Annotated in this window: 20 protein-coding genes; 14 read left to right on the top strand and 6 right to left on the bottom strand. The window is 69.4% G+C overall.

The window, feature by feature from the left end; genetic code table 11:
- Window positions 1–4 precede the first annotated feature (4 nt).
- Window positions 5–928: a GNAT family N-acetyltransferase gene (locus EDC82_RS09260; RefSeq protein ID WP_131941240.1), complete on the top strand. Its 924-nt coding sequence runs from the start codon at window positions 5–7 to the stop codon at window positions 926–928.
- Window positions 929–1,059: 131 nt separating this feature from the next.
- Here EDC82_RS09260 and EDC82_RS09255 read toward each other — a convergent pair whose 3' ends face one another.
- The gene (locus EDC82_RS09255) at window positions 1,060–1,437 is read right to left on the bottom strand and encodes a hypothetical protein (RefSeq protein WP_038568827.1); all 378 of its coding nucleotides are present in this window, start codon (window positions 1,435–1,437) and stop codon (window positions 1,060–1,062) included.
- A 79-nt stretch (window positions 1,438–1,516) separates the two neighbouring features.
- Window positions 1,517–2,709 (bottom strand): IS3 family transposase gene (locus tag EDC82_RS09250; RefSeq protein WP_131942047.1). Its coding sequence is split into 2 segments (ribosomal slippage): window positions 1,517–2,416 and window positions 2,419–2,709, totalling 1,191 coding nucleotides; the frame shifts between segments, so codons are not numbered across the junction.
- On the opposite strand from EDC82_RS09250, the gene EDC82_RS09245 reads away from it, so the two are divergent.
- Window positions 2,708–3,061, top strand: a complete 354-nt coding sequence (locus EDC82_RS09245) for a hypothetical protein (protein ID WP_131941238.1) — start codon at window positions 2,708–2,710, stop codon at window positions 3,059–3,061. The two genes, EDC82_RS09250 and EDC82_RS09245, sit on opposite strands and share 2 nt — an antisense overlap.
- Window positions 3,062–3,139: 78 nt before the next feature.
- On the opposite strand, the gene EDC82_RS09240 is transcribed toward EDC82_RS09245, so the two are convergent.
- From EDC82_RS09240 to aceA, 4 genes are all read right to left on the bottom strand, one after another.
- Window positions 3,140–3,697: a hypothetical protein gene (locus EDC82_RS09240; RefSeq protein ID WP_131941236.1), complete on the bottom strand. Its 558-nt coding sequence runs from the start codon at window positions 3,695–3,697 to the stop codon at window positions 3,140–3,142.
- 58 nt (window positions 3,698–3,755) lie between these two features.
- Window positions 3,756–4,076, bottom strand: a complete 321-nt coding sequence (locus tag EDC82_RS09235; protein WP_038568821.1) for a putative quinol monooxygenase — start codon at window positions 4,074–4,076, stop codon at window positions 3,756–3,758.
- 173 nt (window positions 4,077–4,249) lie between these two features.
- Window positions 4,250–5,887, bottom strand: a complete 1,638-nt coding sequence (aceB, locus tag EDC82_RS09230) for a malate synthase A (protein WP_074045560.1) — start codon at window positions 5,885–5,887, stop codon at window positions 4,250–4,252.
- A 254-nt stretch (window positions 5,888–6,141) separates the two neighbouring features.
- A complete protein-coding gene (gene aceA, locus EDC82_RS09225) occupies window positions 6,142–7,425 on the bottom strand; it encodes an isocitrate lyase (protein ID WP_006944896.1) in 1,284 nt (427 codons plus the stop codon).
- Between the two features lie 198 nt (window positions 7,426–7,623).
- Between aceA and EDC82_RS09220 the strand changes: the two genes are divergently transcribed.
- The 12 genes from EDC82_RS09220 to dprA all read left to right on the top strand — a co-directional run bounded on the left by EDC82_RS09220 (window position 7,624) and on the right by dprA (window position 18,114).
- Window positions 7,624–9,138, top strand: a complete 1,515-nt coding sequence (locus EDC82_RS09220) for a helix-turn-helix domain-containing protein (RefSeq protein ID WP_235006181.1) — start codon at window positions 7,624–7,626, stop codon at window positions 9,136–9,138.
- 259 nt (window positions 9,139–9,397) lie between these two features.
- Window positions 9,398–9,877 carry a 30S ribosomal protein S16 gene (rpsP, locus tag EDC82_RS09215; protein WP_062256699.1) on the top strand — a complete coding sequence of 160 codons (480 nt, stop codon included), beginning with the start codon at window positions 9,398–9,400 and terminating at the stop codon, window positions 9,875–9,877.
- Between the two features lie 5 nt (window positions 9,878–9,882).
- The gene (locus EDC82_RS09210) at window positions 9,883–10,125 is read left to right on the top strand and encodes an RNA-binding protein (protein WP_006944891.1); all 243 of its coding nucleotides are present in this window, start codon (window positions 9,883–9,885) and stop codon (window positions 10,123–10,125) included.
- Between the two features lie 196 nt (window positions 10,126–10,321).
- Window positions 10,322–10,894, top strand: a complete 573-nt coding sequence (gene rimM / locus EDC82_RS09205; protein WP_062256701.1) for a ribosome maturation factor RimM — start codon at window positions 10,322–10,324, stop codon at window positions 10,892–10,894.
- A gap of 4 nt (window positions 10,895–10,898) precedes the next feature.
- Window positions 10,899–12,083 (top strand): tRNA (guanosine(37)-N1)-methyltransferase TrmD, encoded by a 1,185-nt coding sequence (trmD, locus tag EDC82_RS09200; RefSeq protein ID WP_131941231.1) that lies wholly within the window; start codon window positions 10,899–10,901, stop codon window positions 12,081–12,083.
- Window positions 12,084–12,417: 334 nt separating this feature from the next.
- On the top strand, window positions 12,418–12,783 hold the full coding sequence (gene rplS, locus EDC82_RS09195; RefSeq protein WP_038571206.1) for a 50S ribosomal protein L19: 366 nt from the start codon (window positions 12,418–12,420) through the stop codon (window positions 12,781–12,783).
- A gap of 26 nt (window positions 12,784–12,809) precedes the next feature.
- A complete protein-coding gene (gene lepB, locus EDC82_RS09190; protein WP_131941229.1) occupies window positions 12,810–13,487 on the top strand; it encodes a signal peptidase I in 678 nt (225 codons plus the stop codon).
- 30 nt (window positions 13,488–13,517) lie between these two features.
- Entirely contained in the window at window positions 13,518–14,219 is a 702-nt protein-coding gene (locus EDC82_RS09185) for a ribonuclease HII (protein ID WP_074039817.1), read from the top strand.
- A 7-nt stretch (window positions 14,220–14,226) separates the two neighbouring features.
- Window positions 14,227–14,550: a DUF2469 domain-containing protein gene (locus EDC82_RS09180; protein WP_006944864.1), complete on the top strand. Its 324-nt coding sequence runs from the start codon at window positions 14,227–14,229 to the stop codon at window positions 14,548–14,550.
- A gap of 221 nt (window positions 14,551–14,771) precedes the next feature.
- Window positions 14,772–15,269, top strand: coding sequence for a YraN family protein (locus EDC82_RS09175; protein WP_006944876.1), 498 nt, complete (start codon window positions 14,772–14,774; stop codon window positions 15,267–15,269).
- Entirely contained in the window at window positions 15,266–16,801 is a 1,536-nt protein-coding gene (locus tag EDC82_RS09170) for a YifB family Mg chelatase-like AAA ATPase (RefSeq protein WP_006944861.1), read from the top strand. Before EDC82_RS09175 ends, EDC82_RS09170 begins: the two co-directional genes overlap by 4 nt.
- Window positions 16,798–18,114, top strand: a complete 1,317-nt coding sequence (gene dprA, locus EDC82_RS09165; protein ID WP_208065349.1) for a DNA-processing protein DprA — start codon at window positions 16,798–16,800, stop codon at window positions 18,112–18,114. The genes EDC82_RS09170 and dprA overlap by 4 nt, the downstream gene beginning before the upstream one ends.
- The last annotated feature ends 54 nt before the right edge of the window (window positions 18,115–18,168 follow it).

The following is an 18,168-nucleotide window of genomic DNA, read 5'->3' as shown; positions in this document are numbered from 1 at the left end:
ACGTATGAGCAGCGCCGAATTCCTCCACGCCGACGGCGAACGTGTCAGCGTCAGCGTTGCCCGGCGAGCCGACATCGAGCCCTACCGACGCGCGATGACGCGCTCCGCGGCACGCATCGGCTCGTGGAACCCCGTCAATCCGGGCGATCTCGTCCACCACCTCGCGGCGCAATCCGAGAAACACCGCACCTTCCTCATCCGCGCCCATGACGACGTGCGCGCCCCGCACGACACGGCCGGTCTCGTCGGCTGCGTCAACGTGTCGAACGTCGTGCAGGGGCGGTTCATGAGCGCGACGATGGGGTACAACGCATTCGACCCGTACGTCGGGCAGGGGCTGTTCCGCGAAGGTCTCGCGCTCGTCGTCGACATCGCTCTGCGCCCCACCCCGTCGGGCATGGGCCTGCACCGCGTCGAGGCGAACGTGCGCACGACCAACGCGACGTCGGCGGGCGTCCTGCGGTCGCTCGGTTTCAGACGCGAACGCACCGTCCGCCGCATGTTGTGGCTCGCCGACGGCCCGTCGGGCGCCAACGCCTGGCGCGATCACGACTCCTACGCGATCACCCGCGAAGAATGGCCGGCACGCGCCTACGCCGAGCATGACTCTCCGGCCGGCGTCATCGTCCTCGACGACGCGATCAGTGAACTGGTCGCCGTTGCGCTGGCGCGTGAGCTGACGGCGGTGGCCCTGTTCGGACTGCCTTACGCGGCGGCCCTCGACGTCGCTGCGTACGCCGGTGCGCCGATCGTGTGGTGCGCGGGTTCCTCAGCTGAGCGCGCCCTCGTCGATCTGACGGCTCGCGGCGTGCGCGCCGCGCGGCCCGATGACGTCACTGCCGCGCAACTGCGGAAACTCAACGACAGTCCCCACGATGCGCGAGCCTTCGTCCAGCAGGCGCTGAACTTGCGTCCGCGTCTCAGCTGACCACCGCTTCGAGCGTTCCCCGCCGAACCACACCGGACGTCGAGCCACGCTGAGGTCGCGCCACACCGAGCATGCTGCCGGGCCCTCACCACGCGTGTGGTGAGGGCCCGGCAGCATGCTCGGTCAGCGCGTCACTTGACGGTGACGTTCACCGAGTCCGAAGCGAACTGCGAGCCGTTCTCGAGGAACTTGATCGAGTAGGTGCCCGACTGCTCCATCGGTACCTTGACGGTCAGCGTGACAGCCTGGCCGTCAGCGTTCGAGGTGCCCTTGGAGTCGAGCGTGCCCTTCTTCGACTGTGAACCGTTCGAGATCTCATAGCTGTACTTCGCGCTGGACTTGAACTGCACGGCTGTCGTGAAGTAGACCCGCTGGCCCTTGTACGAGGCGTCAATGCTGCTCGCGTCCTCCTTGCAGAACTGAGCCGACGACACGTAAGCCAGGTTCTTGCTGAGGCACGAACGCGTCTCGTGGCTCGAGGCGAAGCCGATGATGTCGCTCTTCGTCACCTTTGCAGAACTGGCTGCCTGCGAGCTGGGCGACGAAGACGAGTCGGGACTGCTGCACGATCTGGTGACAGTTGGGGTCTCAGGCCGCGGTAGCGGTCTGGGTGGTCATGATGGTCTCGTACTCGATGGGGGTCAATCGTCCCAGTCGGGCTTGGCGGCGGCGTCGATGGTAGGTCCGTTCGATCCAGGTGACGATGGCGGTCCGTAGCTGCTCGCGGGTGGCCCAGGGGCGGCGGTTCAGGACGTTCTTCTGCAGCAGTGCCCAGAAGCTCTCGATGGCCGCGTTGTCGGCACAGGTCGCGACGCGGCCCATGCTCCCGCGCAGCCCGTTGCGGTGCAGGGCGGCCACGAACTTCCTTGATCTGAACTGCGATCCACGGTCAGCGTGGACGATGCACCCGGTCACGGTCATGCCCTGCGCGGCGCGGGCGGCGACCGCGTTGTCCAAGGCGTTCACGGCCAGACGCGACTTCATCCGCGAGTCGATGGAGTAGCCCACGATCCGTCCCGACCAGGCGTCCTTCATCGCGCACATGTACACCTTCCCCTCAGCGGTCTTGTGCTCGGTGATGTCGGTGAACCACACCTGGTTCGGGCCTGTCGCCAAGGTGGTGAACTCGCGGTTGACGAGGTCGTCGTGCACCGGCGGTCCCGGACGGCGGGCCTTGGACCTGCGGGGCTTGCCGAAGGAGCTCCACCAGGCGTTGTCCGAGCAGATCGCCCACGCTGTCCGGGCCGACATGGGCTGCCCGCCGTGGTGACGGGCCTCGTCGGCCAGGTAGCGGTACCCGAACTCGGGGTCGTCACGGTGGGCGTCGAACAACGCGTTCGCCCGGTACGCCTGCGCGTACTCGGCGTCGGTGACGGGCTTGGTGAGCCACCGGTAGTAGGGCTGGCGAGCGATCTTCAAGACCCGGCACGTGACCGCGACAGGGATGCCGTCGGCGGCGAGCTCGCTCACGAGCGGGTACAACCTTTTCCCGGCAGGTTCGCCTGGGACAGGTACGCCGCCGCGCGGCGCAGGACCTCGTTCTCCTGCTCCAGCAACCGGATCCGCCGGCGGGCCTCGGCCAGCTCGGCCAGGTCGCTGCCCGACACCGGTATCGGGGGCCGGGTGCCGTCGTCGATATCGGCTTTGCGCATCCACGTCGACAACGTCATCGGGTGGATCCCGAAGTCCTTCGCGACCTGCTCGAGCGTCACCCCCGGCTCACGGTTACGGGCCACGCGCACAACGTCGTCGCGAAACTCCTGCGGATAGGGCTGAGGCATGAGTGCATCCTTCCAGGCCACCCTGGCGGGCAAGCCACGTCAGATGTCACCTATCCGTGCAGCAGTCCCGTCGGTCGATGCTGACGAGCTCGTCTCCGAGGTCGCGGGCGACGACTCGGGCGACGATTCAGCGGCGCTCGACGTCTCGGGCGCAGCCGACGTGGCCTGCGACTGGGCGGCCGTGGGGCTCGACGACATGGGGTTGCTCGGCACAGCGGCGCCCGACGATGAGCTGCCGCCGCTCTCGACGGTGCTGCATCCTGCAAGCGTGAGCGAGGCCAGTGCGAGCGTCGGGACGATGGTTCGGCTGATCTTCATGGCTTCCTCCTGGTTGTCGGTGTCATCATTCTGATGCGTTGGACCCGGATCCGGTTCCATCTCGGAGCAAAGAATTCATGAAGCCTCGATAGATCCTGAATGCGGCCTGGTCTCAGCCGTTCACGACGACCCGGAAGTCGCGCCGCACGAGCAGCTTCTCGCCCTTGTAGACCTCGCAGCGGGCGTCATCGCTGCCCGCGACGGTGATGCTCGCCGTCACCACCCCGAGGTTCTTGTCGGCGCGCCCTGCCTCGAACGGGAAGTCGAACACCCGCGTGCCCTTGCGGATCCGGACGCGCAGTGGCGACCCCTTCGCCCCCGCGACGACGGCGGAGCACTGCAGGCCCTTGCCGCGCTCGAGGTGGATCACATCAGAGGTCTCGGCGCACGAGAGCGATTTCTTCTTGCGCCCCGGGGTGTCCTTGATCTCGGTGCACATGCGCACCTGGCTGGCGCCGTCGGCGCCCTGTGGGCCCTTGACCTTGACGGAGCCGCTCACCGGCTTGGCGCCGTCGACGGTGAACTCGCACGCGTAGATGCTGGCGGGCATGGCTGGCGGAGCGACGCCGATGTCGCCGCTCAGTGCGACCTCGCCGTCCGAACCGGGCTTGCCGACGTCGCCGGTCTGCGACGTCAGCTCCTCGCCGTCCTTGAGCACACGCATCTTCACCTTGCGTCCCGGTTTGACCGTGGTCGCGCAGGCGAGGTCGCCCCCCTCGTGATCGGCGTCAGTCGACGCTGATCTCGCCCATCTCGTCCCAGCCGTCGCCCTCGACCTGACGCGAGACGATCTTGGGCGTGGCCGTGAGCCATTCAGCCGTCGACGACGTGAAGGCCTTGAAGTGGTCCGAGGAGACGTGCGCCACGGCCGCGTCGTCCTGGAACGCCTCGACGAGCACGAACTCGTTCGGCTTCTCGACGCTGCGGCTCCACTCGAACCACAGGTTGCCCGCCTCGGCGCGCGTGGCCGCGGTGAAGTCGGCGACGTGGTCCATCCACCCGTCGACCTTGTCGGGGCGGACGTCGAACTTGACAACGATGAAGATCATGGTGAGTACCTCTCGAGTGCGCCCGCTGGACGTGACGATGACGTGGCGTGCACCTGCGCGACGCCACGTCATCTTTCTATCACCTCATACCGACAACGCCCCCGGGCGACGGCTCGACGCGCTCACGCGCACGCAGATCGCTCGCCGTACCCGTCTGCGTCACACGGCCGAGCTCAGGCGACCTCGTCGACCTTCTCCGACTGACGAAGGTCGTCGGAGTCGATGCTGCGCGGCATGCGCAGCCCCTCGTCGAGCAGGAAGCGGACGTAGGCGTAGTTGGAGAAGAATCCGGGCAGCTCGTCGGTGAGCGCGCTGCGTTCGAGCACCTCGCGGGCCTCGTCGAGGCGCTCGGACTCGTCGGCGTCGGCGGTGCGCTTGAGCTTGGTCATCTCCTCGTCGATGACGCGCCCGAGCAGCTCCCGCGTCACCTGCGGGCCCTCGGCGAGCTGCGTCGAGTGGTGCAGCCACTGCCATAGCTGGGCGCGGCAGATCTCGACGGTCGCCGCATCCTCCATGAAGTTGCCGATGGCGACGGCGCCCTTGCCGTCGATCCACGCCGCGAGGTACTGCAGCGCGACGCTGACGTTGTGGCGCACGCCCTGCAGGCTCGTCGTCTGCATCGTGCCCTCGAGGCTGACGAGGGCCGCCGCGTCGAAGCGCTGCGGGCGCTTGACGTCGATCTGGTCGAGCTTGTCGCCGAGGACGTGGGTGAAGGCGGACAGCACCGTGTCGACCATCGCGGGGTGGGCGACCCACGAACCGTCGAAACCCTCCTCGGCCTCGCGCTCCTTCTCGGTGTGGACGACGTTGAGGACGCGGTGACGCATGTCGTCGTCCTGCAGCGTCGGGTTGTTCGCGGCGGGCGCGGCGATCGCGTGCGTGCCGCGCTTGTGCGCCGTCGCGACCAGCAGTTCGGTGAACTCGCGCATGAACGGCGTCGTCATCGTGATGCGCTCGCGGTCGGGCAGGACGTACTCGTCGCCGCGGTGGGCGAAGGTACGCACGTAGCTGAAGATGTAGTCCCAGCGGCCCGCGTTGAGACCGGCGGCATGCTCGCGCAGTTCGTAGAGGATCTCCTCCATCGCGAACGCGGCGGGCAGCGTCTCGATGAGGATGCTCGCACGGATCGTGCCGCGCTCGATGCCGAGGGCGTCCTGAGCCTCGACGAAGACGTCGTTCCACAGGCGCGCCTCGGCCGCCGACTCGATCTTCGGCAGGTAGAAGTACGGGCCGAACCCGGCGTCGATGAGAGTCTGCGCGTTGTGGAAGAAGAACAGGCCGAAGTCGACGAGCGTCGCCGAGATCGGGCGGCCGTCGACCGTCAGGTGCTTCTCGCACAGGTGCCAGGCGCGCGGGCGCATGATGAGCGTTGGACGCTTGCGCTCCGGGTGCGCGCGGTACTCGCGCACCGCGTCGGCGAGCACGATCTGGCCCTCGATCATGTTGAACCACGTCGGTGACGTCGCGTCCTCGAGGTCCGCGAGCCACGTCGAGGCGTTCGACTCCATCGCGTGCTGCGTCATCGAGCGCGTGACGGGGGAGACGAGCTCGACGCGGCGATCGAGCAGCCCCGGCGCGGCGGGCGCGACCTGCCACGACGCGTCGTCACGCACGGACTGCGTCGCGGGGTCGAAGTCGAGGTCGGTGCCCGTGTTGATGCGGCGTGACAGGTCGCGACGCTGAGCGAGTAGTTCGGCGCGACGCCCGGCGAACGCTCCGTCGAGCCGGCCGAGGAAGGCGAGGGCGCCGGGCGTCAGGATCTCCTCGAACCGAGGGTGCAGCTGACCGCGGACGGTGGGGGAAGAGCTCATGAGCCCTCCTTCGGGTGCGCTGTGGGCGTCGTCGGGGCGACGGCTGGGCTGGGCTTGGACTCCATCATGACCGATCGCGACGCCCGGGCGGGCGGCGCTCGCGACGCGGACACGGCGGCCGCGGCACGCATGGTCGCGGGATCGGGCGATCAGGGTGCGCGGCGCGACGGGGGTAGGGGTGAGCCCCCACCCCCACGCGATCGGAGCCAGGTGATCGCGCGGGGGGTGGGGGCCGGTTCAGTGGCGGGAGCAGCTCAGAACTGAGCGCTCTCCGTCGACTCCTTCAGCGCGGTCGTCGACGACTCGGGGTTGAGCGTCGTGGCGACCAGGTCGAAGTAGCCCGTGCCGACCTCGCGCTGGTGACGCGTGGCCGTGTAGCCGCGGCTCTCGGAGGCGAACTCGCGCTCCTGCAGCTCGACGTACGCCTTCATCTGCTCGCGGGCGTAGCCGTGGGCCAGGTCGAACATCGAGTAGTTGAGAGCGTGGAAGCCGGCGAGGGTGATGAACTGGAACTTGAAGCCCATCGCGCCCAGCTCGCGCTGGAACTTGGCGATCGTGTCGTCGTCGAGGTGCTTCTTCCAGTTGAACGACGGCGAGCAGTTGTACGCCAGCATCTGGTCGGGGAACTCGGCCTTGACGGACTCGGCGAACTTCTTCGCGAGCTCGAGGTCGGGCGTGCCCGTCTCCATCCAGATGAGGTCGGCGTAGGGCGCGTAGGCCTTCGCACGCTCGATGCAGGGCTCGATGCCGTTCTTGACCTTGTAGAAGCCCTCGTTCGTGCGCTCGCCGGTGAGGAACTGCTGGTCGCGCTCGTCGACGTCGGACGTGATGAGCGTCGCGGCCTCGGCGTCCGTACGGGCGATGACGACGGTCGGCGTGTTCGACACGTCGGTGGCGAGGCGGGCGGCGTTCAGCGTACGAACGTGCTGCTTCGTCGGGATGAGCACCTTGCCACCGAGGTGGCCGCACTTCTTCTCGGAGGCCAGCTGGTCCTCCCAGTGCACGCCGGCGGCGCCAGCGGCGATCATCGACTTCATGAGCTCGTACGCGTTGAGCGGGCCACCGAAGCCGGCCTCGGCGTCGGCGACGATCGGCACGAGCCACTCATCGACGCTCTTGATGCCCTCGGAGAACTCGATCTGGTCGGCGCGCATCAGGGCGTTGTTGATGCGGCGGACGACCTGCGGCACCGAGTTGGCCGGGTAGAGCGACTGGTCCGGGTACGTCTGGGCGGCGAGGTTCGCGTCACCGGCGACCTGCCAACCGGACAGGTAGATGGCCTTGAGGCCGGCCTTGACCTGCTGGACGGCCTGGTTGCCCGTCAGCGCGCCGAGGGCGTTGACGAAGTCCTCGGTGTGCAGCTTCTCCCAGAGGTTCTCGGCGCCGTGCTTGGCGAGGGTGAACTCCTCCTGGATGCTGCCCTGGAGACGGACGACGTCCTCAGCGCTGTAGTCACGCTTGACGTTCTTCCAGCGCTCGTTGGTGTCCCAGTCCTTCTGGATCTCGGCGGCGCGTGCCTGGATGTTCTCGCCAGTCATGGCTCCTGGTCCTTTCCTCGGTGAAGCCTCAGCCGGGTGGCGGTGGGGCTCGATGTGTCCACTCTGGCCGATCGAACTGGCAAGTAACAAGAGTTTTCCGATAAAGATCTGCGATTATTGACACATCGACAGGTTTTTCGGGGTCTTTGGCTCCGAGTGAGCACGAGGTGACGCATGGCGCGGGCGAAGGTGAACGGTATGAGCGACACGAGCGCACCGCGCGAGGGGCGGCTGTCGCGCCCCCGCGTCTCCACCGAGACGGCCACCCGACCCGAGCGCGCCGCACCCGACGCCCTGACGATCGGACGGCGCCTGCGTCACGTACGTCAGGGCGCCGAGCGGACGCTCGGAGACGTCGCGGCCGCCGTCGGCATGAGCCCGTCGGCGCTCTCGCTCATCGAGAACGGCAAGCGCGAGCCGCGACTGTCGGTGCTGACGTCGCTGGCCGAGGTGCTCGACGTCCCCCTCGCCGACCTGCTCGCGACCGCGCCGCCGTCACGGCGTGCCGCGCTGGAGATCCGACTCGAACGCGCGCAGCGCGCCGAGCAGTACTCGGCGCTCGGGCTGCCGACGGTTCGGGTCGGGCCGCGATTGCCGACGGAGGCGCTCGAGGCGCTCGTCGGGATGCACGAGGCGCTCGCGTCGATGCAGAGCGAGCGCGCCGCGACGCCCGAGCACGCCCGGCGTGCGAACGCCGAACTCCGCACGCGCATGCGGGAGGCCGACAACTACTTCGGTGACATCGAGCAGGCAGCCGCCGACCTGCTCGCCGGCGTCGGGCATGCGGGCGGGCCGGTCTCGCGCACCTCCGTCGATCGGATGGCGGAGCACCTCGGGTTCTCGCTCGTGCACACCTCGGATCTGCCGAACTCGACGCGCACCGTCAGCGATCTGGCCAATCGCCGGATCTACCTGCCGCAGCCGGAGGCGGGCCAGCACGACGCGCGTTCGCTCGCGCTGCAGGCGCTCGGGCACCTCGTCCTCGGCCACGAGGTGCCGGCCGACTACGCCGAGTTCCTCTCCCAGCGCGTCGAGATCAACTACTTCGCGGCGGCCGTCCTCATGCCGGAGAAGGAGCTGGGGGCGCGGCTGCTCGAGGCCAAGGCGGCCAAGGACATCTCTATCGAGGACCTGCGCGACGCGTACGGCGTCTCCTACGAGACGGCCGCGCACCGGTTCACGAACCTCGCGACGAAGGTGCTCGACATCCCCGTCCACTTCATGCGCATCAGCGCCGACGGCGTCATCTACAAGGCGTACGAGAACGACGGCATCGTCTTCCCGGCGGACGCGACAGGCGCCATCGAGGGCCAGCGGGTGTGCAAGCACTGGACGGCGCGTGTCGTGTTCGACCAGCCCGATCTGTCGCGCTCGTACCAGCAATACACGGACACGCGCTCGGGCACGTACTGGTGCTCGGCGTTCGTCGATCGCACCTCGTCGGGCTTGTTCAGCGTCAACGTCGGCACTCCGTACCAGCACGTCAAGTGGTTCCGCGGGCGCGAGACGACGTCGCGCTCGCAGTCGCGATGCCCCGACCCGTCGTGCTGCACACAGCCGCCGGGGGAGCTGACGGCGCGCTGGGGCGGGCACGCCTGGCCGAGTGCTCGCGTGCATTCGCACCTGCTCGCCGCGATGCCGCCCGGCACGTTTCCGGGCGTCGACGACACCGAGGTGTACCAGTTCCTCGAACGCCACGCGCGCGAGAGCTGACGTCCCTTCCTGATGTCGCCCGGGTTCTCGGGCGCCCGCGCCCGAGAACCCGGGCGACATCACGAGGGAACGCGGCGATTGGGCGTAGCTGGCGCCCTCTGGCAGAATGGCGGGGTACCCGTGTGTCTGCCACCGCAGATGCGCGCCTACCCCGAGTCACGGTTCCCCGCGAGGTTCGGTGTGCGTCCGTACAACGCTCGCCGTCACACCCCCTTCGGTCTTGCCGTGGTTCACACGAACAGAAAGTGAGACCGCCACCATGGCAGTCAAGATTCGCCTCAAGCGCCTCGGCAAGATCCGTCAGCCCCAGTACCGCGTCGTCGTCATGGACAGCCGGACGAAGCGTGACGGCCGCGCGATCGAGGAGATCGGCAAGTACCACCCCAAGGAGGAGCCGAGCCTCATCGAGATCGACTCCGAGCGTGCGCAGTACTGGCTCTCCGTCGGCGCGCAGCCGACCGAGCAGGTCGCCGCGCTGCTCAAGATCACGGGTGACTGGCAGAAGTTCAAGGGCGAGCCGGGTGCCGAGGGCACGCTGAAGAAGGCCGAGCCGAAGGCCGACAAGAAGGCCCTCTACGAGGCCGCTCTCAAGGCTGCGCAGAACGCGACGGACTCCTCGAAGGACGGCGCTACCACGGCCAAGAAGAAGGCTGACGCCCCCAAGGCCGAGGCGCCCGCCGCCGAGGCCCCCGCCGCTGACGCTCCGGCTGCCGAGGCCGAGAAGACCGAAGAGGCCTGATCCTCGTGCTCGAAGAAGCACTGGAGCACCTCGTCAAGGGCATCGTCGACCACGACGGCGACGTCGTCGTGCGTCACAAGGACGGGCGCCGCGGCGAACTCCTCGAGGTTCGCGTGCACCCCGACGACCTGGGGCGCGTCATCGGCCGCTCCGGTCGCACCGCCTCCGCCCTTCGCACCGTGGTCTCCGCGCTGGCCGGCGGTCGCCCGGTTCGTGTCGACATCGTCGACACCGACCGCGCCCGCTGAGCTGTCGCACCGACGAAACCGCCTCCGCCGTCACGGTGGGGGCGGTTTTGTATTGCCGGATGCGTCGGCCGGGCGAGCGGCCGGGGTGTGGTCGCGCCGCGAAGGGCTTGGGCGCGTCGGGCCGGTGGCGGACCTGCGGGGTGCGCCCGCGACACGGGCGCCAGGGCTGTGCTGGTGCGATGCGACAATAGGCGGCATGGATGACGTCGTCGTGGCACGGATCGGCAAGGCTCACGGGTTGAAGGGCGAGGTGACCGTGCAGCTGCACACGGATTCGCCGGAGCAGCGGTTCGTGCCCGGCGAAACGTTCGAGACGGAACCGGCCTCACGCGGCCCGCTGACCCTGCGCTCGGCGCGCGTTCACAACGGCCTCCACCTGCTCGCCTTCGACGAGGCGCCCGATCGCACGGCCGCCGAAGGGTTGCGCGGCATCAAGCTGCTCGCCGAGGCCGACGACCTCGACGAGGACGACGCCTGGTACGAGGAGGACCTGCTCGGGTTCGACGTCGTCGTCGCCGGTGAGAAGGTCGGCGTCGTCAAGGCGCTCGAATCACGCGAGGTGCAGGATCTGCTCGTCGTCGACGGTGTCGAGGGCTACGACATCCTCGTGCCGTTCGTCGAGGAGATCGTGCCCGAGATCGACGAGGACGCGCGCGTCGTCGTCGTCACGCCCCCGCCGGGGCTGCTCGATCTCGCACGTCCCGATGCGCCCGACGCCCCCGACGACAGCGCCGCGCTCGAGGCCACCGATCCGGCGGAGGCGAACTGAACTCGTGCGCTGCGACATCATCTCGATCTTCCCTGAATACCTCGAACCGCTGAAGCTCAGCCTGCCCGGTCAGGCGCAGCGCAAGGGCCTGCTCGACGTGGCCGTGCACGACCTGCGCGACTTCGCGCACGACCGTCACCGCACCGTCGACGACACGCCCTACGGCGGTGGGGCCGGCATGGTGATGAAGCCGCAGCCGTGGTGGGAAGCGCTCGAGCATGTGCGCACCCTGGGCGACGGCACGCCGACGCTCATCGTCCCCGGCCCCGGTGGTGAGGTGTTGACGCAGCGGCTCGCGCGCGAACTCGCAGACGAGGACTGGCTGATCTTCGCGTGCGGCCGATACGAGGGTATCGACGAACGCGTCTTCGAGGCTGCGGCCGACGTCATGCCGGTGCGCGTCATCTCCCTCGGTGACTACGTGCTCAACGGGGGAGAGGTCGCCGTCCTCGCGATGATCGAGGCCGCGGCCCGGCTGCTGCCGGGGTTCATGGGCAACGCAGAGTCGCTCGTCGAGGAGTCGCACGAGGACGGTCTGCTCGAGTACCCCGTCTACACGAAACCCGCGACCTGGCAGGGACGTGAGGTGCCGCCGGTGCTGCTCTCCGGCGATCACGGCAAGGTCGCCGCGTGGCGACACCAGCAGCGCCTCGAGCGGACGGCCGCGCGTCGTCCCGACCTGCTGCACGCCTCCTCGGCCCTGACGCCCGGTGGCGTCGACGATCGCTGGGGCGGTGCCCTGATCGCGAAGGCGACGCCCGCCGACGTCGGCGATCTGCTGACGTGCACGCACGCGTGCTGGCTGCGTGAGGGCATCCTCAACGACACGCTGACGATCCCCGCACAGCACGAGACGGTCGAATCGCTCACGGCGTCGCTCCATGAGTGGGACACGTACGTCCTGCGTCATGACGGCCGGTTCATCGGTTCGGTGCGGGGCAAGCTCGTCGACGACACCTGGCACATCGGCCGGCTCATGGTGGTGCCCGACCTGCACGGACGCGGCCTGGGGCGCGCGTTGCTGGAGTTCATCCAGGAGGTCGCCCCGAGCGATGCGACGCGGTTCGAGCTCTTCACCGGAACGGGCAGCGAGCACAACCTCAAGCTCTACAAGAAGGCCGGGTTCCGCGGTGTCGTGCAGCCGAACGGCACGACGGTCGTGTTCACCAAGCGTCGCCGGGGGCGCTGAGCGTCGTACCGCGCCTCTCCATGTACCCACGTCCCTGCCTGCCCGGCGGGCAGGGGGGCATCTTTCGCCGGGGCGCCGGGGCTGCGGATTTCCTCATGGCAGCCGTTCCTGGCAGGATGAACCCTTGCGTCATGTCGCCATGAGTCCCCGCCGCAGGGGGAGTGACTCGTGCGGCAGGTACCCCGGGGTTTCGATGTAGATCATCCCGGGCATCACCTCGCCGATCACGCGGGTCATGAGACTCGACATGCCGCACGTTCCGAACAGCTTTCCGGCCACCATGGCCGGAACTGACCGTGGCAACCTGCGCGTGCCACAGATACGAGAGATCGACATGAACAAGTTCGACGCGATCGAAGCGGCGAGCCTGCGCTCCGACGTCCCGGAATTCCGCGCCGGCGACACGCTCAACGTCCACGTCAAGGTCATCGAAGGCACGCGTTCGCGTGTCCAGGTGTTCAAGGGCGTCGTCATCCGTCGCCACGGCGGCGGCGTCGGCGAGACCTTCACCGTCCGCAAGGTGTCCTTCGGCGTCGGTGTGGAGCGCACGTTCCCCGTCCACACGCCCGTGATCGAGAAGATCGAGGTCGTGACGCGCGGTGACGTGCGCCGCGCCAAGCTGTACTACCTGCGCGACCTGCGCGGCAAGGCAGCCAAGATCAAGGAGAAGCGCGACGCGGTTCCCGCCAAGAAGGCCTGAGAACGCGCACAGCTCCCAGACGGCTCATGACGTCCATGGACGACGAGCATCACCCCGAAGGCGCGACCCCCACGCGGGGCCGCGCCTTCGGCGCATCCCGACGCACGCGTTCGCTGCGTCCTCGTTCGCTGCGGCGCGTGCTCGGGTGGGTGTTGTCGGGCGTCCTCGTCGCGCTGCTGCTCGTCCACGCGTTCGTCGCGGAGACGTTCACCGTGCCGTCGCGTTCGATGCAGCCGTCGTATCAGGTGGGGGATCGCATCGTGGTGGACAAGCTGCACGATCATCCACGGCGGGGTGACGTCATCGTCTTCTCCGGTGCCGACGTGTTCTACGAGCAGACACCGCGCGACGGGGTGCTCGGCGCACTCGACACCGCCGCGGGGTGGCTGGGGTTCCGCCCGAACGACCAGGACTACCTCAAGCGCGTCATCGGGGTCGGCGGAGACACGGTGAGCGTCGGCCACGACGGCAGGCTGCGCGTCGACGGGCGCGTCGTCGACGAGCCGTATCTGCCCCAGGGGCAGCGATGCGCCTCGGCGGAGCCGTTCTCGGTGCGGGTCCCAGCCGATCACCTGTTCGTCCTCGGTGACAACCGCGACTTCTCGGATGACTCCCGCGGACACCTCGGTGACCCGGGTGGAGGGTTCGTCCCACTCGAATCCGTGATCGGCACCGTCGCCGGCACGTACTGGAGCGCACGATGAGACGGCACGATCGATGACGGGAACGCACGCATGACGAGTTCGACCCCGACCCTGCGCCTCGAACGTCAGCTGCTGCGCACGGGGTACACACTTGTCGCAGGCATGGACGAGGTAGGACGCGGTGCGCTCGCGGGCCCCGTCAGCGTGGGCGTCAGCGTCGTCGATGCGGCGACGTCGACGGTGCCGCAGGGTGTCAAGGACTCCAAGCTCGTGCCCGAGCCGAGGCGCCCCGATCTCGCGCGCCGCGTTCGGCGCTGGGCGTTAGACGGCGCCGTCGGCCACGCCTCGCCCGCCGAGATCGACGCGCTCGGCATGACGCGCGCGCTGCGCCTGGCCGGCACCCGCGCCCTCGCGCAGCTGAGCGTGCGCCCGGACGTCGTCATCCTCGACGGCAAGCACGACTGGCTGAGCGAGCCCGAGACGGTCGGACTGCTGGGCCTGCTCGAGCCGGAGAGCGCCCCGACGTGGCACGTCGTCACCCAGATCAAGGCCGACATGCGGTGCTCGTCGGTGGCCGGAGCCAGTTTGCTCGCCAAGGTGGAGCGTGATGCCATGATGGTCGACGCGGCCCGCGACCACCCGGTGTACGGCTGGGGGATCAACAAGGGATACTCCGCGCCCGACCACCTCGCGGCCATCGCCGCGCACGGCGCATGCGACCTGCATCGACGCTCGTGGAAGACTTTCCGCGACACGGGCGCGGTGCCCGCCCCGACGAGCGACGAGGAGTGAGATCCCGATGAGTGCTGAGGATCTCGAACAGTACGAGAACGAGCAGGAACTGGCGCTGTACCGCGAATATCGCGACGTCGTCGGCCTGTTCCGCTACGTCGTGGAGACCGAGCGACGTTTCTACCTCTGCAACGCCGTCGACATGACGGTGCGCGGTGAGGGCGCCGACGTGTTCTTCGACGTGACGATGCAGGACGCGTGGGTGTGGGACATCTACCGCCCTGCGCGGTTCGTCAAGAACGTGCGCGTCGTGACGTTCAAGGACGTCAACGTCGAAGAACTCGCCAAGAACGACCTCGAGATCCCCGACGGGCCGGGCTTCACGAACTGAACCGCCCGGCCTGGACCCTATGGCGCTCGCGCTGTGCGCCGCCGCTCGCGTGGCGCCGGTGTCGACGGGCGGGTCGGCGGCCTGGCGCGTCTCGCTCCTGGGGACGGTGACGGCTGCAGGGGCTGATCGGACCGTGCTGCACCCCTGTTCCACAGGGTGGCCTCCGGCGACGAGCGCTGAGGTGCCCGCACCCGCTTCGCTGGGGTGCGGAGGTGGTCACCATGACCGACAATTCGACGCGGCCACGCGCCGGGAGCACCACGACTGAGCACGAACTCGCCCGACCTGCCGGGCGGGCGCGACCCACGCGCGAGGCCCCGGCCGCGGCCCGTTCGACCCCCTCGACGGGCGCCGCATCACCGCCGGACCCGCGGCGCACGCTCGGTGCGCAGGGCGAGCGTCATGCCTGTGCCTACCTCGCCTCGCTCGGCTACGAGATCCTCGAGACGAACTGGCGATGCAGCGAGGGTGAGATCGACGTCGTCGCGCGTGACGGGCGCGAGATCGTCGTCGTCGAGGTGAAGACGCGACGCTCGCAACGCTTCGGGCCCGCGGTTGAGGCGGTGACGCACGAGAAGCACCTGCGTCTGCGCCGCCTGGCCTGCCTGTGGCTCCGCGAGCGCGAGGTGTCCGCCGCCGCGGTGCGCATCGACGTCATCGGCGTCGACGTGCTGGCCACCGGCGTCCGCGTCGACCATCGTCGGCGGGTGATCCTGTGAGCTTCGGGATGACGAAGGGCGTCGTCGTCTCCGGCATCGAGGGCACCGTCGTCGACGTCGAGGTGAGCGTCGGGCAGGGGTTGCCCCGCGTCATCATCTCCGGGATGCCGGACACGGCGATCTCGCAGTCGCCGAACCGTTTGCGCTCGGCGATGATCCAGTCGGAGCTCGCCTTTCCGGACACGCGCCTGACGATCAACCTCGCGCCCGCGTCGCTGCCCAAGGCCGGTGCCGGGCTCGACCTCGCGATCGGTGTGGCCGTGCTCGCCGCGACCCGGCAGGTGGGTCCTGCCGAGGCGGCCGGCGTCATGCACATCGGTGAGTTGGGGATGGACGGCACGGTGCGGCCCGTCCACGGTGTGCTCCCGGCCTGCCTCGCGGCGTTGGAGGCCGGGCAGCGGGAGGTGATCGTGCCGACGGCGAACGCGGCCGAGGCCGCTCTCGTGTGGGGGCTGAGAATCCACCCGGTGCGCTCGCTGTCGGACGTCGTGGCGTTCCACCGAGTCAGGGCCGAAGGACGCACTCTCGACCTGCCCTGGCCGGAGCCCGCCGACGACGACGTCGAGGCCCCGCCCAGCGACGACATGCGCGACGTCGTCGGCCAGTACGAGGCGCGAACCGCCCTCGAGGTGGCGGCGGCCGGCGGGCACAACGTCTCGCTCATCGGACCGCCCGGTGCTGGCAAGACGCTGCTCGCGAGCCGGCTGCCGGGCATCCTGCCGCCCCTGACGCGGGAGGAGGCGATGGCCGTGACGAGCATCCAGTCCGTCATGGGCGTCTTCCGCGGCGGGCCGCTCGTCGAGAAACCTCCGTTCGTCGCGCCGCACCACGGCACGACGATGCCCGCCCTCATCGGCGGTGGGCCAGGGCGCCCACGGCCCGGGGCGGTGACGCAGGCACACGCCGGCGTCCTCTTCCTCGACGAGGCCCCCGAGTTTCGTCGCGAGGTGCTCGACAGCCTGCGCCAGCCACTCGAACGCGGCAGCGTGACGATCGCGCGGTCGGAGCAGGTCGTGCGCTATCCGTGCCGCTTCCAGCTCGTCCTTGCGAGCAACCCGTGCCCCTGCGGGCACTACATCGGCCGCGGCGCGGCCTGCACGTGCACGTCGAAGGCGCGCCGCACCTACCTCAAACGACTGTCCGGCCCGCTGCTCGATCGCATCGACGTCCACCTCCAGGTCAACGCGGTCACCCGCAGCGACCTCGCGGCCGGGCCGGGGGAAGCGAGCGCGAGCGTCGCCGACCGGGTCCTCGAGGTGCGCGAGCGATCCGCCGCCCGATGGGCGCCGCTCGGGCACCGCCTCAACGCTCAGGTTCCGGGCGCCGTGCTGCGTTCGTCACCCTGGGCGCTCGAGGCGGGCGACATCGCGGTGCTCGACCAGGCGCTCGACACCGGTTCCCTGACGTTGCGTGGCTACGACCGCATCCTGCGGCTCGCGTGGACGCTGTGCGACCTGCGTGGAGCGAACCGCCCCACCCGTGAGGACGTCTTCACGGCCCTCACCCTCAGAGAAGGACACCCCGAGTCATGACCGATCTCGACCCTGTTCCCGACGACGGCATCTCGGCGTTCGGCGCTGCGACGCTCGATGCCTCGATGCTCGATCCCCAAACCCGGCGCGCCGCGCCCCTGGGCGGGGCGTTGTTCTCCATCACCGAGTCGACAACCCCGGGGGCCTGCCTCGATCCCGGCCCTGCCCACGCGGCTGCGCGAGCGGATCGAGCGGGGGCGCGCGACGATGCGCCGGCCCCGGCCATGAGTGCGGGCGAGCGGGCGGCGCGCCTCGTGTGGGCCCACATCGCGGAACCGCGCGATCCCAAGGCTCACGCCCTCGTCGACGCCCTCGGGCACGAGGAGGCGCTCTCCGCCGTCGAGGAATCCCCTGACAAATGGGAGAACTTCACGACGCGGCTACGCGCCCTCGACCTCGACGAGCAACGCCGGCGCCTCGACGTTGTGGGAGCGCGGGTGCTCGTACCCGGCGACGAGGAGTGGCCCACCGGGCTCGACGAGCTACCCGAGACGCCGCACGCACTCTTCGTCATCGGGGAGGGGGATCTCGCCTGCGCCGCAGAACGTTCCGTCGCGCTCGTCGGGGCGCGCGCCGCGACGCACTACGGGCAGCGGATCGCGGCGCAGATCGCGCTGGGCGTCGGCGCGCACGGGGTGAGCGTCGTGTCCGGGGGAGCCTTCGGCATCGACGCCGCGGCGCACCGCGGGGCGCTCGCCGGAGACGCCGACACCGTCTGCGTCGTCGCGGGAGGCGTGGATCGCGTGTATCCCACGGCGCACGAAGAACTGTTCGCGCGCGTCAGGGAGCGCGGCGTCATCGTCAGCGAGATGCCCCTGGGATTCGCGCCGATGCGCCAGCGTTTCCTTCATCGCAACCGGCTCATCGCCGCGCTAGCTCCCGGGACGGTCGTCGTCGAAGCGGGGCTGCGTTCCGGATCGCTCAGCACGGCCCGGCGAGCGGAGGAACTCAACCGCGTCGTCGGCGCGGTGCCCGGCCCGGTCACGTCAGCGGCGAGCGCCGGCTGCCACGAGCTCGTGCGTGACGGAGTCGCCGTGCTCGTCACCGGGGCGGAGGACGTCATGGAACTCGTCGGCTCCTACGGCCCGCGCGCCACGACACGTGACACGCTGCCCGTGCTCGCGCGGCCCGAGGACGCCGTCGGCCCGCGGGCGCGCCTGGTCTGGGACGCGCTGCCGCTGCGTGAGCCGACCTCCCTGGAACGGGTGGCGCGCACCGCGGGACGCCCGGAGCGCGAGGTCGTCTCAGCCCTCGGGGAGCTGCTCGCAGCCGGTCTGGCAGCGCGTGAGGACGGAGGGTGGCGCAAGGCGTGAACGGATCGCCCACCCACACAGCACCAGGGGATCGCGAACGCCACTTTCGCGGTC

Origin of the sequence: Dermacoccus sp. SAI-028, from assembly GCF_004346775.1 — a bacterium.
GTDB classification, from domain to species: Bacteria; Actinomycetota; Actinomycetes; order Actinomycetales; family Dermatophilaceae; genus Dermacoccus; species Dermacoccus nishinomiyaensis.
Note: the sequence above shows the minus strand (reverse complement) of the source record. Positions and strands in the feature narration are given on the sequence as shown.

Coding starts and splice junctions, on each gene's coding strand:
- EDC82_RS09260 (WP_131941240.1), top strand. CDS start 5: ATGAGCAGCGCCGAATTCCTCCACGCCGACGGCGAACGTGTCAGCGTC.
- EDC82_RS09245 (WP_131941238.1), top strand. CDS start 2,708: ATGAGTGCATCCTTCCAGGCCACCCTGGCGGGCAAGCCACGTCAGATG.
- EDC82_RS09235 (WP_038568821.1), bottom strand. CDS start 4,076: ATGATCTTCATCGTTGTCAAGTTCGACGTCCGCCCCGACAAGGTCGAC.
- aceB (WP_074045560.1), bottom strand. CDS start 5,887: ATGAGCTCTTCCCCCACCGTCCGCGGTCAGCTGCACCCTCGGTTCGAG.
- aceA (WP_006944896.1), bottom strand. CDS start 7,425: ATGACTGGCGAGAACATCCAGGCACGCGCCGCCGAGATCCAGAAGGAC.
- EDC82_RS09220 (WP_235006181.1), top strand. CDS start 7,624: ATGAGCGACACGAGCGCACCGCGCGAGGGGCGGCTGTCGCGCCCCCGC.
- rpsP (WP_062256699.1), top strand. CDS start 9,398: ATGGCAGTCAAGATTCGCCTCAAGCGCCTCGGCAAGATCCGTCAGCCC.
- rimM (WP_062256701.1), top strand. CDS start 10,322: ATGGATGACGTCGTCGTGGCACGGATCGGCAAGGCTCACGGGTTGAAG.
- rplS (WP_038571206.1), top strand. CDS start 12,418: ATGAACAAGTTCGACGCGATCGAAGCGGCGAGCCTGCGCTCCGACGTC.
- lepB (WP_131941229.1), top strand. CDS start 12,810: ATGACGTCCATGGACGACGAGCATCACCCCGAAGGCGCGACCCCCACG.
- EDC82_RS09185 (WP_074039817.1), top strand. CDS start 13,518: ATGACGAGTTCGACCCCGACCCTGCGCCTCGAACGTCAGCTGCTGCGC.
- EDC82_RS09180 (WP_006944864.1), top strand. CDS start 14,227: ATGAGTGCTGAGGATCTCGAACAGTACGAGAACGAGCAGGAACTGGCG.
- EDC82_RS09175 (WP_006944876.1), top strand. CDS start 14,772: ATGACCGACAATTCGACGCGGCCACGCGCCGGGAGCACCACGACTGAG.
- dprA (WP_208065349.1), top strand. CDS start 16,798: ATGACCGATCTCGACCCTGTTCCCGACGACGGCATCTCGGCGTTCGGC.